The sequence below is a fragment of the Agromyces mediolanus genome (assembly GCF_014648575.1).
GTDB classification, from domain to species: Bacteria; Actinomycetota; Actinomycetes; order Actinomycetales; family Microbacteriaceae; genus Agromyces; species Agromyces mediolanus.
The window spans coordinates 404368-421112 of the sequence record NZ_BMRJ01000001.1 but is presented as its reverse complement, the minus strand read 5'-3'; the positions used below and the strand labels follow the sequence as shown (position 1 = coordinate 421112).

18 protein-coding genes are annotated in these 16745 nt (G+C 74.1%); 5 read left to right on the top strand and 13 right to left on the bottom strand.

Annotated features, from left to right (window positions below):
* Positions 1–6: 6 nt before the first annotated feature.
* Positions 7–183 carry a hypothetical protein gene (locus IEY71_RS01865; RefSeq protein WP_189083612.1) on the bottom strand — a complete coding sequence of 59 codons (177 nt, stop codon included), beginning with the start codon at positions 181–183 and terminating at the stop codon, positions 7–9.
* 66 nt (positions 184–249) lie between these two features.
* On the bottom strand, positions 250–966 hold the full coding sequence (locus IEY71_RS01860) for a DUF1684 domain-containing protein (protein ID WP_189083611.1): 717 nt from the start codon (positions 964–966) through the stop codon (positions 250–252).
* A 133-nt stretch (positions 967–1099) separates the two neighbouring features.
* Between IEY71_RS01860 and IEY71_RS01855 the strand changes: the two genes are divergently transcribed.
* From IEY71_RS01855 to IEY71_RS01835, 5 genes are read left to right on the top strand one after another with little or no spacing between them, the layout of a single operon-like run.
* On the top strand, positions 1100–3757 hold the full coding sequence (locus tag IEY71_RS01855) for an ABC transporter substrate-binding protein (protein WP_189083610.1): 2658 nt from the start codon (positions 1100–1102) through the stop codon (positions 3755–3757).
* Positions 3754–4746, top strand: a complete 993-nt coding sequence (locus IEY71_RS01850) for an ABC transporter permease (protein WP_229781484.1) — start codon at positions 3754–3756, stop codon at positions 4744–4746. The genes IEY71_RS01855 and IEY71_RS01850 overlap by 4 nt, the downstream gene beginning before the upstream one ends.
* A complete protein-coding gene (locus tag IEY71_RS01845) occupies positions 4743–5600 on the top strand; it encodes an ABC transporter permease (protein ID WP_189083609.1) in 858 nt (285 codons plus the stop codon). Before IEY71_RS01850 ends, IEY71_RS01845 begins: the two co-directional genes overlap by 4 nt.
* Positions 5597–7240 (top strand): ATP-binding cassette domain-containing protein, encoded by a 1644-nt coding sequence (locus tag IEY71_RS01840; RefSeq protein WP_189083608.1) that lies wholly within the window; start codon positions 5597–5599, stop codon positions 7238–7240. The genes IEY71_RS01845 and IEY71_RS01840 overlap by 4 nt, the downstream gene beginning before the upstream one ends.
* Positions 7237–8316 (top strand): peptidase C39 family protein, encoded by a 1080-nt coding sequence (locus IEY71_RS01835; RefSeq protein ID WP_189083607.1) that lies wholly within the window; start codon positions 7237–7239, stop codon positions 8314–8316. The genes IEY71_RS01840 and IEY71_RS01835 overlap by 4 nt, the downstream gene beginning before the upstream one ends.
* 77 nt (positions 8317–8393) lie before the next feature.
* On the opposite strand, the gene IEY71_RS18505 is transcribed toward IEY71_RS01835, so the two are convergent.
* The 11 genes from IEY71_RS18505 to folE all read right to left on the bottom strand — a co-directional run bounded on the left by IEY71_RS18505 (position 8394) and on the right by folE (position 16742).
* Positions 8394–8528: a hypothetical protein gene (locus IEY71_RS18505; protein WP_268243551.1), complete on the bottom strand. Its 135-nt coding sequence runs from the start codon at positions 8526–8528 to the stop codon at positions 8394–8396.
* Between the two features lie 2 nt (positions 8529–8530).
* Entirely contained in the window at positions 8531–10048 is a 1518-nt protein-coding gene (gene lysS / locus IEY71_RS01830; protein WP_189083606.1) for a lysine--tRNA ligase, read from the bottom strand.
* 70 nt (positions 10049–10118) lie between these two features.
* Positions 10119–10991, bottom strand: coding sequence for a pantoate--beta-alanine ligase (gene panC / locus IEY71_RS01825; RefSeq protein WP_189083605.1), 873 nt, complete (start codon positions 10989–10991; stop codon positions 10119–10121).
* A complete protein-coding gene (locus IEY71_RS01820; RefSeq protein WP_189083604.1) occupies positions 10988–11746 on the bottom strand; it encodes a Rossmann-like and DUF2520 domain-containing protein in 759 nt (252 codons plus the stop codon). Before IEY71_RS01820 ends, panC begins: the two co-directional genes overlap by 4 nt.
* Entirely contained in the window at positions 11739–13433 is a 1695-nt protein-coding gene (locus IEY71_RS01815; protein WP_189083603.1) for a PH domain-containing protein, read from the bottom strand. The genes IEY71_RS01820 and IEY71_RS01815 overlap by 8 nt, the downstream gene beginning before the upstream one ends.
* Complete coding sequence (locus IEY71_RS01810) at positions 13430–13987, bottom strand: PH domain-containing protein (protein WP_189083602.1); 558 nt, start codon at positions 13985–13987, stop codon at positions 13430–13432. Before IEY71_RS01810 ends, IEY71_RS01815 begins: the two co-directional genes overlap by 4 nt.
* Positions 13980–14444, bottom strand: coding sequence for a DUF3180 domain-containing protein (locus IEY71_RS01805; RefSeq protein WP_189083601.1), 465 nt, complete (start codon positions 14442–14444; stop codon positions 13980–13982). The genes IEY71_RS01810 and IEY71_RS01805 overlap by 8 nt, the downstream gene beginning before the upstream one ends.
* Positions 14441–14926: a 2-amino-4-hydroxy-6-hydroxymethyldihydropteridine diphosphokinase gene (folK, locus tag IEY71_RS01800; protein WP_189083600.1), complete on the bottom strand. Its 486-nt coding sequence runs from the start codon at positions 14924–14926 to the stop codon at positions 14441–14443. The genes IEY71_RS01805 and folK overlap by 4 nt, the downstream gene beginning before the upstream one ends.
* Positions 14923–15312, bottom strand: a complete 390-nt coding sequence (gene folB, locus IEY71_RS01795) for a dihydroneopterin aldolase (protein ID WP_189083599.1) — start codon at positions 15310–15312, stop codon at positions 14923–14925. The genes folK and folB overlap by 4 nt, the downstream gene beginning before the upstream one ends.
* Entirely contained in the window at positions 15296–16087 is a 792-nt protein-coding gene (folP, locus tag IEY71_RS01790) for a dihydropteroate synthase (protein WP_189085027.1), read from the bottom strand. The genes folB and folP overlap by 17 nt, the downstream gene beginning before the upstream one ends.
* A 31-nt stretch (positions 16088–16118) precedes the next feature.
* Positions 16119–16742, bottom strand: coding sequence for a GTP cyclohydrolase I (folE, locus tag IEY71_RS01785; protein ID WP_189083598.1), 624 nt, complete (start codon positions 16740–16742; stop codon positions 16119–16121).
* Positions 16743–16745 lie beyond the last annotated feature (3 nt).

Sequence of the window (16745 nt, the reverse complement as noted above, 5' to 3'; positions counted from 1 at the left end):
GGACGCCTAGCCGGCGTGGCGCTCGCGCGCCCGCTTCGCGCGCTCTTCGGCTTCGATGCGGGCGTAGGCCTTGCGCTCGTTGCGATCGGCGCGCATGAGCGCCCGCATCACGAACCAGAAGATGAGTCCGATGAGCACGGTCGGCGCCAGCGACCAGATCGCATTCGCCCAGAAGTCGTCCATAGCCCCATCAGGATATACGGATCGGCCGGGAAATCCCGCCTCAGCCGGGGAATCCGCCTCGCCGATTCACTCGACGACGCGCTCGCCGGCCCGGACCGGCACCGACCAGCGGTTGCCCGGCACCGGCAGCACGCAGACGTAGTGGTCGGAGAACGCGCACGGCGGCAGGTAGGCGCGGTTGAAGTCGACGACCGCGTGCTCGCCCTCCGGGACCGGGAAGCGGAGGAAGCGGAAGGGATGGCTCTCCGCGCCGCTCGTCGCATCCGAGAAGGCCGCGAAGTACCAGCCGTCGTCCTCCTGCACGGCGAGGGCGACCGATTCGCCGTCGAGCTGCAGCTCGACGATCGCGTCGAACTCGCCCGTCGCCCGGTGCCCGTCGACCGAGGTCGTGGGCTGCTCGCTCGTGCGGCGCCGGACCACGCCGGGCACGCGGGCCGCGGGGTCGAGCGGGAAGCGCGCGATCCGGGACACGCCGCGCCGCGCGGCGGCGCCGGCGTCGAGCACCCGGAGCGCGAGCGAGCCGTCGCGCTCGAAGCCGCGGAGGAGCACGCCCGCGAGCTCGGCCTCCTCGCCGGGGGCGAGCCGGAGCTCGCCGTCGAGACCGTCGATCGCCTCGCCGACGACGACCCCGTCGCGCGCGCACCACCGGCCGGGGAGGCCCTCGAGCTCGAGCGGCTCGGTCCAGAGCCAGTGCGTGGCCGCGAGGCTCGCGATGCCTCGCTCGCCCCAAACGCGCTCCTCGCGCTCCCGCACCCAGTCCTCGTGCGCCGCCCGCAGATCCATGCCACCTCGCTGTGTCTCGTCGTGTGCCGAACTCATCGTGCCAGCTCATCGTGGCAGCTCGCCGGCGACGCCCGGTGACGCCGGCCTACATATTGTTACGCCATCGAAACATGAACATCTATAGCCTGCCCCTATGGACGATGATGGCTTCGTCGAAATCGACGCGCTGACCCGTGCGCTCGACGTGCACTCGCTGCGAATCCTGGTCGCGATCGACCGCACCGGGTCCATCAGCGCGGCCGCCCGCTCCCTCGGCTACAGCCAGCCGACCATCACCCAGCACGTGCAGCGGCTCGAGACGCGCCTCGGCACCGCGCTCGTCGCCCGCACCGCCCGCTCGGCGGCGCTCACCCCGATCGGCGCCCTGCTCGCGACCCACGCCCCGCGCATCGACGCGAGCCTCACCGCTGCGGCCACCGAGCTCGCCCGGGCCCTCGGCCACCGGGTCGGCACCGTGCGCATCGCCGCCCCCGCCGAGGCCGTCGCGACGACCATCGCACCCGCGCTCGCCCGCATCGCGGCCGAGCTCCCCGGCGTCGAGGCCAGCCTCATCGAAGCCGGCACCGAAGCGGCGATCGAGCTCGTCCGCTCCGGCCGGGCCGACATCGCCGTCATCACGAGCGACTCCGGCGAGCGCGGCGCGCGACTCCGCCGGGCGGGCCTCCGGCCGACGTTCCTCTACGCCGAGGAGCTCATCGCCGCGGTGCCCGCCGCGGCGGCCGGCGCCCTCGACGCGCGCGTCGAGGCATCCGCCCTCACCGGGCTGCCCTGGATCTTCGGCGACGGCACCCGCTCGGCGCTCGTCGCCGAGCTCCTCGGCCGCGACGAGGCACCGGGCGACCTCCGCGTCTCCCGGCCGGACGCCGCCCTCGCCCTCGTGGCCGGCGGCCTCGGCGTCGCGTTCCTGCCCGAGCGCGCCTTCGTGACCGCGCCCCCGCCCGGTGTGCGCGCCCTCGGGCTGCGCCCCGCCTGCTCCACCCGCACCGTCGCCCTGACGCTCGCCGAGGCGAGCGCCATCCCCGCCGTCGCGGCGAGCCTCCGCATGCTCGCCGCACGCCGTCCGAGCGGACTCGAGGTCGAGGCACTCGCCGACGCCCGCCGCCGCTCGCACGGACACCGCGCGCGCTTCGCGCAACCCATCGCCCTCGCTCCGCTCCCCCGACCTCTCGAGGAGGAATCCCCCATGTCCGTTTCCCCGCGTTCCCGCGCCGCGCGCGCGGGCGCCGCAGCGGCCGGCGTGCTGCTGCTGGCCGCCTGCGCGACCGGCGCCCCCGACCCCGGCACCGGCGTCGGCGCCGACACGGGCGAGGAGATCGACCACATCACGGTCGCCCTCCCCGGCTCGCTGTCGAACCTCTACGTCGGCCAGGAGGCCGGCATCCTGAACTACTACATCGCCTCGATCGCGCAGGAGGGCCTCGTCTCGGTCGACGCGCAGGGCCGCGTGCAGCCCGGGCTCGCCGAGTCCTGGGAGCAGACCGACGACGTGACCTACGTCTACGAGCTGCGCGACGACGCCGAGTTCCAGGACGGCACGCCGGTCACTGCCGACGACGTCGTCTACAGCCTCGAGCAGGCGCGCGACGAGACCGTCTCCCCCGGCCTCGCGTACTACCTCGCCGGCGTCGACACGATCGAGAAGACCGACGAGCAGGAGGTGACCATCACTCTCACCGCCCCCGACGCCGCCTTCGCCGCCAACATGAGCTCGGGCGGCGCCGCGTTCATCAGCTCGCAGGCCTTCTGGGAGCAGAACGCGGGCAAGGTCGGCACCGCGGACTCGCTGCTGCTCGGCACCGGCCCGTACCAGGTCACCGAGTTCGTGCCCGACTCGCACGTGCAGCTCGAGCGCGTCGACACCTGGTGGGGCGAACTGCCGAAGGTGAAGTCGATCACGGTCGAGTTCATCCCCGACGAGTCGACGCGCCTGCTCGCCGCCCAGTCCGGCGACGTCGACGTCGCCTTCAACGTGCCGCTCGCGCAGGCGAGCCAGTGGGAGAAGCTCGACACCATGCGGGTCGAGTACGTGAACGACCTCTCCTACGTCGGGCTGTACTTCAACACCTCGCTGCCGCCCTTCGACGACCCCAAGGTGCGCGAAGCCTTCGCGCACGCCGTCGACCGCGACGCCGTCGTCGACAAGCTCCTCCGCGGGCACGGCGAGGCCGCGACCGCGATCATGACGCCCGAGTCGCTCGGCAAGGCGTACGACGCCGACGAGGCCCGCAAGGTGCTCGCCGAGATCCCGCAGTACGACTTCGACCTCGACGCGGCCAAGGCCGCCCTCGCCGAATCCGGCCACCCCGACGGCTTCGAAGCGGAGCTGCTCACCCCCTCGACCGGCCCCCAGCTCGGCACCGCCGCGCAGTCGCTCGCCGAGAACCTCGCCTCCATCGGCGTCACCCTGAACGTCCGCGAGGTCCCGATCGAGGAGTGGCTCGCGAGCCTCGACGCCTCGTCGAGCTACGGCGTCGGCCTGATGTGGTACTTCTCCACCCTCGGCGACCCCGCCGAGGTGCCGAGCTACCTGCTCGGACCGGGCAACCCCTCGGCGTACAGCAACCCCGAGATCGACGAACTGCTGGCCCAGGCCGGCGCCGAGTCCGACCCGGTCGCCCGCGCGGAGCTGCTCGTGCAGGTCGAGACGCTGCAGGCCGAGGACGTCGTGAACGTCCCGCTCTGGTGGGGCCAGTCGGCGACCGCCTTCGCGAAGGACCTCGGCTTCGACGACTACAGCTCCTTCGCGTTCATCTCGTCCTGGCCGACCCGGCTCTACCGCGCCGAGCTGTGACCGAGACCCTCCCCACGGCGCGCGCGCCGCGACTCCGGCCCATCGGCCGGATGCTCGCGGTGCGCGTGCTCGGCACCCTGGCGATCCTGTTCGTGCTCTCGATCGTCGTCTTCTCGATGCTGCACCTCGCCCCCGGCGACCTCGTGAAGACCCTCCTCGGCACCCGTCCGGCCTCGCCCGAGGCGGTCGCCGCGATCCGCGAGCAGTACCACCTCGACGACCCGCTTCCCGTGCAGTACCTGCGCTGGCTCGGCGGGGTGCTGACGGGCGACTTCGGTCAGTCGATCCGCCTGCAGACCTCGGTCGCCGACGCGATCGGTTCGCGGCTCGGCCTCACGCTCGCGCTCTGCGGCCTCGCCTTCGTCGCGGCGATCGGCACCGGCATCCCGCTCGGCGTGCAGAGCGCCGTCCGCGCCGGCGGCGTGCTCGACCGCATCGGCACCGCGCTCGGGGTCATCGGCCTGAGCGCCCCGACCTTCGCGGTCGGTCTGCTGCTGCTCTACGTGTTCGCCTACTACCTGCCGATCTTCCCCGTGTACGGCGGCGGCCGCGGCCCCCTCGACACGCTGTACCACCTGATCCTGCCCGCGATCACGCTCGCCGCGGGCCTCGGCGCCATCGTGCTGAAGCTGACCCGCACGGCGATGCTCCGCGAGCTCGACGCCGACTACGTGACGAGCGCCAGAGCCCGCGGCATCCCCGAGGGGCGCGTGCGCCGGCTCGCGCTCCGCAACGCCGCGATCCCCATCGTCACGGGCGCGAGCCTGTTGCTCACCTTCCTCGTCGGCGGCACGGTGCTCGCCGAGACGACCTACGCGCTGCCGGGCCTCGGCACGCTGCTGCAGGACTCGGTGCTGTTCAAGGACCTCGCCGTCGTGCAGGCGCTCACCCTGCTCGTGTCGCTCGTCATCGCGGTGATCGCGCTGCTCGCCGACCTCGCCTACCTGCTGCTCGATCCGCGCGTCCGCGCGAAGGGAGGCACCGCATGAGCGCCTCGCTCGGCGCCGTCGGCGTCGGCTTCCGCCGCCGCCGCGGCGTGCCTGTGACCGTCGTCGTCTGCCTCGTCGTGCTCGCAGCCGCGTTCCTCGCCGTCGTGCTCGGGCCGGTGCTCTACCCGGAGGCCACGAAGCAGGACATCCTCTCGAGCCTGATGCCAGCCGGCAGCCCGGGTCACCCGCTCGGCACCGACGAGCTCGGCCGGGACATCCTCGCCCTCACCGTCGCGGGCGCGGCCTCGGCGCTCGTCGGCCCCGTCTGCGTCGCGGTCGGCTCGATGCTGCTCGGCATCCTGCTCGGCACCCTCGCCGGCTACGAGCGCGGCCCGCTCGACTTCGTGATCAGCCGCTGGACCGATCTGCTGCTCGCCCTGCCCGTGCTGCTCGCCGCGATCGTCGTGTCGGGCGTCTTCGGCGGCGGCTACTGGACGACGGTGGCCCTGCTCGTGCTGCTCTTCTCGCCGTCCGACATCCGCATCGTGCGGGCCGGCGTGCTCGAGCAGAGCGCGCGCCCCTACATCGAGGCCGCGCAGATGCTCTCGCTGTCGCGCTGGCGGGTGATGTTCCGGCACATCCTGCCGAACGTCTCCTCGCTCGTCATCACGAACGCGATGCTGAACGTCGCGTTCGCGCTCGTCGCGTTCTCCTCGCTGTCGTTCCTCGGCGTCGGCGTGCCGCCCGGCACGGCGGACTGGGGCCGGCAGCTCACCGACAGCCGGTCGATCATGTTCGACAACCCGGCCGCGGTGATCGTGCCCGCCGTGCTCATCATCGCGGTCGCCTGCGCCGTGAACCTCGTCGGCGACTGGCTCGGCCAGCGCCTCACCCGGAGCGGGGGCCTGGCATGACGGGCATCGACGTCGCCCTCGAGGGCATCGAGGGCCCCGCCGGCCGCATGGTCGAACCGCTCTCCTTCGGGATCGCGCCCGCCGCCTCGCTCGCCCTGATCGGCGAGTCCGGCTCGGGCAAGACGCTGACGGCGAAGAGCCTCGTCGGGCTGCTGCCGCCCGGCTTCCGCGCCGCGGGGACGCTCCGCGTCGACGGCCGGGAGCACCGGCTCGAGCAGACGGATGCCTCGTGGCGGGCCGTGCGCGGCCGCGAGGTCTCGCTGCTGCTGCAGGACCCCTTCACGAGCCTGTCCCCCGTGCACCGCTGCGGGCCGCAGATCGCCTGGACGCTCGAGGCGAAGGCGGGCCGGCGGCTGCCCGCCCGCGAGCTCGAGGCCGAGGTCGCCCGGCGGCTCGCCGAGGTCAACCTGCCCGCCCGGGTCGCCCGGGCGCATCCCCACGAGCTGTCGGGCGGCATGCGCCAGCGCGTCGCGATCGCGGCGGCCCTCGCGAGCGACCCGCGGCTGCTCATCGCCGACGAGCCCACCACCGCGCTCGACGCCTCGAACCAGGCCGAGATCCTCGATCTGTTGCGCGAGCTGCAGCACGAGCGGGGCATGGCGATGCTGCTCATCTCGCACGATCTCGGCCTCGTCCGCGGCCGCACCGACGAGGTGCTCGTCATGCGGCACGGCGAGGTCGTCGAGCGGGGCGACACCGCCCGGGTGCTCTCGGCGCCCGAGCACCAGTACACGAAGGCGCTCATCGCCGCCGACCCCGCGCTCGCGCTCGACGCGGCCGTGCCCGCCGAGGCATCCGGGCACTCCGAGGCATCCGCTGCTGGTGCGTCCACCGATGCGTCCGACGCCCCGCCGCTCGTGCGCGCCGCAGGCGTCGTGAAGCGCTTCGGCGAGCGCACGGTGCTCGGCGGTGTCGACCTCGACATCGCCGCGGGCGAGATCGTCGGGATCGTCGGCGAGTCCGGCTCCGGCAAGTCGACGCTCGCCCGCTGCATCGCGGGCCTCGAACGGGAGGACGGCGGCACGATCGCCTTCGACGGCGCGATGCTCGCCCCCGGCCGCCGCTCGCGGACGCCCGGGCAGATGCAGATCGTGTTCCAGGACCCGTACTCCTCGCTGAACCCGATGATGACGATCGGGCAGATCCTGCGGGAGGCGCTCGCCGTGGGCGGCCGCGCCGCCGCCGAGGTGCCCGGGCTGCTGGAGACGGTCGGCCTGCCCGCGGATGCCGCGGCGAAGCGCCCCGCGCAGCTCTCCGGCGGGCAGCGCCAGCGCGTCGCCATCGCCCGGGCCCTCGCGCCCCGGCCCAGACTGCTCATCTGCGACGAGTCCGTCTCCGCGCTCGACGTGCAGGTGCAGGCGCAGATCCTCGAGCTGCTGGGCTGGCTCCGCGAGGAGCTCGGCGTCGCCATCCTGTTCATCTCGCACGACCTCGCGGTGGTGCGACGGATCGCCGACACCGTCACGGTCGTCTGGCAGGGCCGCGTCGTCGAGCGGGGCCCCTGCGCCCGGGTGCTCGACGCGCCGGTCGAGGAGTACACGAAGCTCCTCGTCGCCGCCGCGCACCGCGACCGCCCGCCCCGTCACGACCACACGCACAGTCACGACCACAGCACCGACGGAAGGACCATCCCGGCATGACGACCACCCTCTCCCCCCGGCTCGACGACGAGCTGCGCACGGCGCTCGGGCCCGCCCGCGCGGCCCGCTGGGAGCTGCCCCGCGAGGCGTACGCACCGCGGCTCGACCTCGCCCGCGACGCCGACGGCGCCGCGGTCGCCGCCGTGCTCAGCTCGCGCAGGGGCGCGACCGCCGCGGTGAAGATCGTCGACGTGTGGTGGCGGAGCGAGGCGGATGCCCCGGCCGCGGCGGGCCTCGTCGACGAGCTCGTCGACCGCGCGAGCGCGAACGGCGACGCCGCCGTGAAGTGGGAGGTGCCCCTCGGCCAGGAGCTGCCGGACTTCGCCCGCGAGCGCGGCTTCGCCGAGCTGCACGCCCCGCACCCCTCCGCGGCCGGCACGCTCGGCAGCCGCGGCTACGTGCGCTGGCTGCGCGAGCTGCCGCACACCGAGGCGCCGTACTACGCGCAGACCACGATGTACACCTGCGGTGCGGTCACCGGGCTGCTCGCGGCGGAGCTCGCCGGTGCCGGCGGTTTCGCCGCCGACGCGGCGCCCGAGCCCTCCGTCGCCGACCGCGACCTCGAGCTCGCCTTCTGGCGGCGGGCGAGCAACTACCCGGCGATCGAACCGCTCGGGCTCGGTGTCGTCATGCGCGAGACCCTGCCGCCGGAGCGTCGCGTCGAGGTGCATCTCGACCACGACGGTCCGGTGCTGATCGAGGCGTACTCCGGCTTCGAGCGCGACTTCCGCGCCGAGCTGCAGTCGGAGTCGCAGCGCCAGGCCGAGGCGGTCGGCGTGCCCGTCGTGCGCGAGCGCGTGGCCGTCGCCGAGATCGCCCGGCGGGTCGCGGGCAGCGAGCTCGCCCTCCTGCTCATCGACGAGGCGCCGATGCACGGCGAGACCGGCCCGCACTGGGTGCTCGCGCACGCCGCCGACGAGGAGGTCGTCGTGATCGAGGACCCGTGGATCAGCTCCGAGCTCGGCGAGAGCTGGGTCGACACCCACGAGCTGCCGATCGCGCACGCCGACCTCGACCGCATGGTCGCCTGGGGCGAGGCCGGCTACCGCGGTGTCGTCTTCGTCGACCGGGCCTGAGCTGCGGTGGTTCCCTGAGCCCGTCGAAGGGCGCTTCGACGAGCTCCGCTTCGACGAGCTCAGCGGACCAGAACGGCTCAGCCGCCGTTGCTCAGCAGGCCCCAGACGCCCGAGCCGATGAAGTAGAGCGCGATCGCCCCGACCACGACCCAGATCATGATCCGCGAGTTCGACGGACGATCCGGGTTCCGGTCGGGGCGATCGGCGCTCATGGTCACTTCACCAGCGGGAAGAGGATGGTCTCGCGGATGCCGAGACCCGTGATCGCCATCAGCAGGCGGTCGATGCCCATGCCCATGCCGCCCGACGGCGGCATGCCGAACTCGAGCGCCCGCAGGAACTCCTCGTCGAGCTGCATCGCCTCGGGGTCGCCGCCGGCGGCGAGGGTCGCCTGGGCGACGAAGCGCTCGCGCTGGATGACCGGGTCGACGAGCTCCGAGTAGCCCGTGGCGAGCTCGAAGCCGCGCACGTAGAGGTCCCACTTCTCGACGACGCCCGGGATGGAGCGGTGCCCGCGCACGAGCGGCGAGGTGTCCTCGGGGAAGTCCATCACGAAGGTGGGCCGCACGAGCCCGCCCTTCACGTGGTGCTCCCACAGCTCCTCGACGAACTTGCCGGGGATGGGATGGTCGATCTCGATGCCGGCCGCCTCGGCGAGCTCCTCGAGGCGCGACATCGGCGTCTCGGGCGTGATCTCCTCGCCGATCGCCTCGGAGAGCGAGCCGTACATCGAGATGCGGTCCCACTCGCCGCCGAGGTCGTACTCGGTGCCGTCGGCCCAGGTCACGACGTGCGAGCCGGACACGGCGGCCGCGGCATCCTGGATCAGCTTCTGCGTGAGGTCGGCGATCGTCGTGTAGTCGCCGTAGGCCTCGTACGCCTCGAGCATCGCGAACTCGGGGCTGTGCGTCGAGTCGGCGCCCTCGTTGCGGAAGTTGCGGTTGATCTCGTAGACCCGCTCGATGCCGCCGACGACGGCGCGCTTCAGGTACAGCTCCGGCGCGATGCGCAGGTACAGCTCGGTGTCGAAGGCGTTCGAGTGCGTGACGAAGGGGCGGGCCGAGGCCCCGCCGTGCATGACCTGCAGCATCGGCGTCTCGACCTCGATGAAGCCGAGGCCCGTGAAGGTCTGCCGGAGGCTCGCGTTGACCTTCGCGCGGTCGATGACGTTCTTGCGGGCCTGCTCGCGGGCGATGAGGTCGAGGTAGCGCGAGCGCACCCGCGTCTCCTCGCCGAGCTCGTTGTGCAGGTTCGGCAGCGGCAGCACGGCCTTCGCCGCGACGCGCCACTCCTTCACCATGATCGAGAGCTCGCCGCGGCGGCTCGTGATGACCTCGCCGGAGACGAAGAGGTGGTCGCCGAGGTCGACGAGCTCCTTCCACGCGGCGAGCGACTCCTCGCCGACCTCGGCGAGGGAGACCATCGCCTGGATGCGGCTGCCGTCGCCGGACTGCAGCGCCGCGAAGCAGAGCTTGCCCGTGTTGCGGAGGTGCACGACGCGACCGGCGACCCCGACGGTCTCGCCGGAGGCCTCGTCGACACCGAGGCCGACGAAGCGGTCGCGCACCTCGGGGATCGTGGTCGTGATGGGCAGGCGCACCGGGTAGGCGCCGCCGCCGAGGTCGCTCGCCTCGTCGATCAGCCGCGCGCGCTTCTGGAGCCGCACGGCCTTCTGCTCCGAGATCTCCTCGGCCGTGGGTTCGGTGGGCTGGTTCGGCGTCTCGTCGGCCATGCTTCTCTCTCGTGGTTCTCGCGGATCGCGGTGCGCGCTCGGAATCGTGCGACCACCAGCCTACTTGCGCTCAGCCGAGCACGACGCGCCGGTTGTCGATCAAGCGGGTGGCGCCGACCCGCGCGGCGACGAGCGCGAGGGCCGGACCGCTCGCGTCGTCGGCGACCGGCAGGAAGGTGTCGGGGTCGACGATGACGAAGTAGTCGAGCTCGGCGCCGTCGTGGTCGCCGAACGCGGCGACCGCCTCCGCGAGCGCTTCCGGGGCTCCCTCCGGGGCCGCGTCGGCGGCCGCGGCGAGCGCCTCGGAGAGCACGAGCGCGGTGCGCCGCTCCGGCTCGGCGAGGAAGCGGTTGCGGCTGGAGAGGGCGAGGCCGTCGGCCTCGCGCACCGTCTCGACGACCTCGATCGCGAGGGGGAGGTCGAGCTCGCGCACCATGCGGCGCACGAGGTACACCTGCTGGGCGTCCTTCTGGCCGAAGACGGCGATGTCGGGCTGCACGATGTTGCAGAGCTTCGCGACGACCGTGAGCATGCCGTCGAAGTGCCCGGGTCGCGACGCGCCCTCGTAGAGCCCGCCGACCTCGCCCGCGACGATGCGCGTCTGGTTCGGGCCGTCGGGGTACATCTCGTCGACGGCGGGGGCGAACACGAGCGCCGCGCCGCTTCCGCGGAGCGCGGCGACGTCCGCGTCGAGGGTGCGCGGGTAGCGCTCGAGGTCCTCGTTCGGCCCGAACTGCAGCGGGTTCACGAAGATCGAGACGACGACGAGCTCGGCGAGCTCGCGGGCGCGGGCGACGAGGGCGAGATGGCCGTCGTGCAGCGCGCCCATGGTCGGGACGAAGGCGACGGATGCCCCGCCGGCCCGCGCCTCGGCGACGCGGCGCCGGAGCTCGGCGATCGTGCCGACCACGGCCGGCGGTGCGGCGGGCGTCGTGTCGTTCACCAGCGTCCTCCAAGCGGGCCGTCGTCTTCCTGGGGCTCGTCGAGCCCAGTCGGGCCGTCGAGACCCGGTCCCTCGTCGTGCCGGGCCAGGGCGTTCTCGACGGCGCTGCGCACGAGCGGGGCGAGCACCGCGCCGGGGCGGCTCACGCCGAGCCCGCCGAGGATGCCGCTCGCCTGGTCGACGATCGCCGAGGAGAACGAGACGGCCGTGTCGATCGCCTCGGCGTAGGCCGGGCGCGCCGATTCCTCGACGACGAAGGGCTCGCCGCCCATCTCCACGACGAGGGCCTGCGCGATCGGCAGCACGGGCGCGGGCGCGGTGACGGCGAACCACGCCCCGGCGAGCCGGGCGAGGTCGATGCTCGTGCCGGTGAAGCTCATCACGGGATGCACGGCGAGCGGGATGGCGCCGGCCCGGCGGGCCGGGTCGAGCACCCCGGCGCCGTACTCGGCGGCGGTGTGCAGCACGAGCTGCCCCGGCTGCCAGTCGCCCGTCGCGGCGAGGCCCTCGACGAGCGCGGGCAGCTCGGCCGCGGGCACCGCGAGCAGCACGAGCTCGCTGCGGCGCACCACCTCGGGGGTGGTCAGCACGGGGACGCCCGGCAGCATCGCGTCGGCGCGGTCCCGGCTCGAATCCGAGACCGCGGTGACGCCGGTGAGCGCGTGCCCCGCGCCGCCGAGGGCGGCGGCGAGCACGGCGCCGACCCGGCCGGCCCCGACGGTGCCGACCCCGAGCCGTCCGGCCCGCTCAGGCATCCGCCGTCTCCCGTCCCCAGTGCTGCGAGCGGTCCTCGTTCGCGCGCTCGACGGCCTCGTCGGCGAGGTGCGCGAAGAGCGCCTCGCCGGCCTCGCGCTCGATGACGGGCAGGCTCGGCACGACGGGACCGACGACCGTGTGCAGGCGGAGCTCGGCGAGCCCGAGCCCCCGTCGCACCGGCCCGGCGGAGAGCGCCACCGACTGCATGCGCGCGAGCGGCACGAGCACGAGCCGGCGCACGAGCGAGCCGCGGCGGAGCAGGGCGATGCCGTCGGCCGCCGCCCAGCCGATGCGGCGCCACGAGAAGGGGTGCAACCAGGCGCCGCGCTTCGGCGTGGCCGAGAAGCCGTCGCCGTCCTGGCCGGAGCGCCCGGTGAGCCCGCTGCCGATCTGCCCTGCGACCGGGCCGCCCTCGGCGGCCTCGGGCAGCAGCAGGGCGATGACGCGCTGGACGTCCTCGGCCGTGCCGACGGGGAGCACCTGGGTGCGCTGCGCGGCCTCCGAGCCGTTCGTGACGGACTGCCCGGCGACGTTGATGCGCACCGACCACCAGCCGAAGGGGCGCCAGAAGATCCACTGCGTCGCCTCGACCGCGTGGACGCGGCCGGGGGGAATCGTGTGGTTCGCCGTCGACAGCAGGCCGTAGCCGACCCGCACGCCGTCGGGCGTGCCCGCGATCGAATAGCGCAGCGACTTCGTGATGCGCGACCAGAGATAGCTCACGAGACCGATCGCCGCGGGCACGAAGCTGAACAGCAGCCAGAGCTGGCGGGTAAGGATGCCGGCCACGACGACGCCCGCGACGACGAGCATCCAGAACGCGGCGCCGCCGAGCAGCGTCGAACCGACGATCCGCCCGACGGGGATGTGCACGACCGACTCCGGCGGCGCGAGCTCGGGGTCGAGCTCGGGCGCGAGGAACTCGTCGACGCGCTGGCCGACGATCGCGCCGGCGCGCGAGCCGATCCTAGCGGGCGCGGCGCCGGGCGCAGCCGCGAGCCCGGCCGCCGGCGCGGCGCCGGGCAGCGGCTCGGCGGCCGCTTCGCCGGACGCGACCGCGGGGAGCGCGACCGCGGGGGCCGGGCCGCTCTTCGCGCGGGCGCCGGAGGCGAGGCGCAGGATGTCGCGGCGCAGGCCGTCGGTGAGCGAGGAGCCGAGGTAGGCGAGCTGCATGTTGCCCGACTGCCCGGCGACCTGCACCTCGAGCTTCGCGGCGCCGAACAGGCGGGCGAACACCGGCCGGGTGATGTTGATGCCCTGGATGCGGTCGAGCCGGGCGCTGCGGTGCGAGCGGAACAGGATGCCGCTGCGCACCTCGACCGCCTCGGGCGTGACGCGGAAGGTGTGCATCCGCCAGGACAGCCAGAAGCCCGCGATGACGAGCACGACGACGAGCAGCACCGCGAGCAGCGCCCAGCCGACGAGGTTGTTCGCGACGATGCCGCCGATCGGGTCGCGGCCCCAGTCGTTCTCGTCGCTCCACTCGCCGAAGCCGTCGTCGAGCTGGCCGGGGGCGAACACCACGAGGAAGAACTCGACGACCCGCTCGCGCAGGTTCGCGATGACGAAGCCCGCGATCGCGATGAACACCAGACCGCCGCGCAGCAGCGGGCTCGCCGGGTGCAGCCGGTGCCACTCGCCGTCGGCGAGGTCGACGACGGGCTTGGCGGGGGCGGCTCCGCTCACAGGCCCGCCCGCCGGGACTCGGCGAGCGCGACGAGCTCGTCGCGCAGGCGGTCGGCCTCCGCCTCGGGGATGCCGGGGACGGTGACCGCCGTGGCGGCGGCCGCGGTCACGAACTTCAGGTCGGCGAGGCCGAGCGCGCGGGCGACGGGCCCGCGGGTGATGTCGACGAGCTGCATGCGGCCGTAGGGCACCGCGACCTGGCGCTGGAACATGATGCCGCGGCGGAACAGCAGGTCGTCCTCGCGCAGGCGGTAGCCGATCGAGCGCACCCGGCGGGGCTCGAAGGCGATCGCGACGATCGCGACGAGCGCCACGGCGCCCGCGGCCCACGGCGCCCACCACAGGCCCCAGAGCGAGAAGGCGACGAGCAGCGCGGCCACGATGATCGCGGTCGTGATGATCGAGCCGATCACCTCGACGACGAGGTACTTCGGCGAGACCCGGCGCCACTCGGCGTCGGGCGTGAAGCGGTGCTCGGGCTGCTCGGGGGCGACAGGCTGCTCGGGGGGCGCAGGCTGGACAGGCTGTTCGGGGTGGTCCGTCTGCTCAGGCATGGGCGGGCTCTTCATCCTCGGGGTCGTCGGGCGGAAGCGTGCAGAAGTGCTCGGCGACGAGGCCGGCGGCGAGCAGCAGGACGGCGCCGATCGCGGTGGCCGCGGCGAGCCAGACGGTGCCCGCCTGGGGCACCACGGTGCGGCTCAGCAGGAAGAGCGTGATGCCGAGGCCGAGGCCGGCGACGAGCGCGCCGCTCAGGCTGCACGCCTTCGCGAGCACGGCGACGCGCATCGCGCGGAACGGGTCGACCCGGCGTCCGGTGCCCTTCACCGCCCGGCGGATCGGCCAGGCGAGCGCCACCACGACCGCGCCGACGCCGACGAGGGTGATCGGGAGCGAGACCGGCGGGACCAGGGCGTTGCCGCCGGCGGAGACGATCGCGAGGTCGCCGAGGTAGCCGAGCACGAGGCCGGCGGCCACGAACGCGACGACGACGGGGGCGTGGGTGCGCTTCATCGGCGGCGCACCTCGTCGTCGGCCGCCGCGCGGAGCTCGGCCACCCTGCCGCGTCCCTCGACGACCGCGTCGGGGTCGACGTCGAGCCACGGCTGCAGCACGAAGGCCCGCTGCCAGGCCCTGGGGTGCGGCAGCTCGAGCCGGGCGTCGGTGAGCCGCGCGCCGCCGTGGTCGATGAGGTCGAGGTCGAGCGTGCGGTCGCCCCAGCGCTCCTCGCGCACCCGGCCGTGGGCCTGCTCGACCCGCTGCAGCACGTCGAGGAGGGCGAGTGGCTCGAGCTCGGTCTCGAGCAGCAGCACCCCGTTCAGGTAGCCGGGGGCGTCGTGGTCGACCCCGGAGAGCTTGATGGCCGGGGTCTCGTAGACGGGCGAGACCGCGACGAGTTCGACGCCGGGGGTGTCGGCGAGCTCCGCGACGGCCTGGGCGATCGTCGCCTCCCGGTCGCCGAGGTTCGCGCCGAACGCGACGACTGCGCGGGTCACGAGCGGCTCCTCGTGATCGTGACGGCGACGTCGTCGAAGGGCACGCGGATGGGCGCCTGCGGCTTGTGCACCGTCACCTCGACGGCCTCGGCCGCCTCGAAGCCGAGGGCGATCCGCGCGACCCGCTCGGCGACGGTCTCGATGAGGTCGACGGGGTCGCGTTCGACGCCCTGCACGACCGCCTCGGCGAGCTCGCCGTAGTGCACGGTGCGGGCCAGCTCGTCGCCGCGGGCGGCCGCCGCGAGGTCGACGAACACGGTCACGTCGATCACGAACTCCTGGCCGTCGGCGCGCTCGAAGTCGAAGACCCCGTGGTGCGCGAACACGCGCAGCCCGGTCAGGGTGATCCGGTCTCCCCCGGTGCGCGCGTCAACCACGTGCTCCATGCTGCCATGCTCCGAGGACGTCGAGGGCGAGCCGGGTCGCCGCGACGTCATGCACGCGCACCGCCCACGCCCCGGCCTGCGCCGAGAGCACGCTCACGACCGCCGTCGGCAGGTCCCTCGCCTCGACGGGGGCGCCCTCGGGCAGCAGCCCGCCGAGGAATCGCTTGCGGGACGCGCCGACGAGCACGGGGAAACCGAGCGCCTGCAGCTCGCCGAGCCCGGCGAGCAGCTGCCAGTTGTGCTCGGCGCGCTTGGCGAAGCCGAGCCCGGGGTCGAGCACGATCCGCTCGGGGGCGACGCCCGCGGCGACGAGCACGTCGACCCTGGCGGCGAGCTCGTCGCGCACCTCGCGCACGACGTCGTCGTACTCGGCGAGCCCCTCCATGCGGTCGGAGTGCCCACGCCAGTGCATGGCGACGTAGCGCGCGCCGCTCGCGGCGGCGATCTCGGCCATGGCCTCGTCGGCGAGCCCGGCGGAGACGTCGTTGATGAGCTCGGCGCCGGCCGCCACGGCGGCCCCCGCCGTCGCGGCGCGCATCGTGTCGACGCTCACCCGGTGGCCGCGGGCGGCGAGCTCGGTGACGACGGGGATGACCCGGCGGAGCTCCTCCGCGGGCTCGACCCGCGCGGCGCCCGGCCGGGTGGACTCGCCGCCGACGTCGAGCAGCTCGGCTCCGGCCGCGGCGAGCTCGAGGCCGTGCGCGATCGCCCGCTCGGGGTCGAACCAGCGGCCGCCGTCGCTGAAGGAGTCGGGCGTCACGTTCACGACGCCCATCACGAGCGGCGTCGCCGGCACGGTGGGCTCGTCAGTCACGCCGGGCCCCGATGAGCGCGACGATCTCGGCCCGGGCGGCGGGCTCGGCGAGCGCGCCGCGGCTCGCGATGGTCACCGTCGAGCTGCGCTCCTGGCGGGAGCCGCGGGTCGTCACGCAGCGGTGCTGCGCGTCGAGCACGACGAGCACGCCCTTCGGCTCGAGACCGGTCTCGAGGGCGTCGGCGATCTCCTCCGCGAGGCGCTCCTGCAGCTGCGGGCGGCTCGCGAGCGTGTCGACGACGGCCGGGATGCGGCCGAGGCCGACCACGCGGTCGCCGGGCAGGTACGCGACGTGCGCCGTGCCGACGAAGGGCAGCAGGTGGTGCTCGCACACCGAGCGGAAGTCGAGGTCGCGCAGCACCACCGCGTCCGAGGTCGTCGGGGTGTCGGCATCCGCCCCGCCCCTCGCCCGCCGGATGCCGGCGTCGAGCGGCACCGTGTCGGCGAGGTGCACGAGCGGGTCGACGGCGAGGCCGCCGAAGAACTCCGCGTACGCCTCGGCCACCCGCTGCGGGGTGCGGGCGAGCCCGGGCCGCGCGGGGTCCTCGCCGATCGCGAGCAGGATCTCGCGCACGGCGCGCGCGATGCGCTCCTGGTCGACGCCGGGTGTCGTCATCCC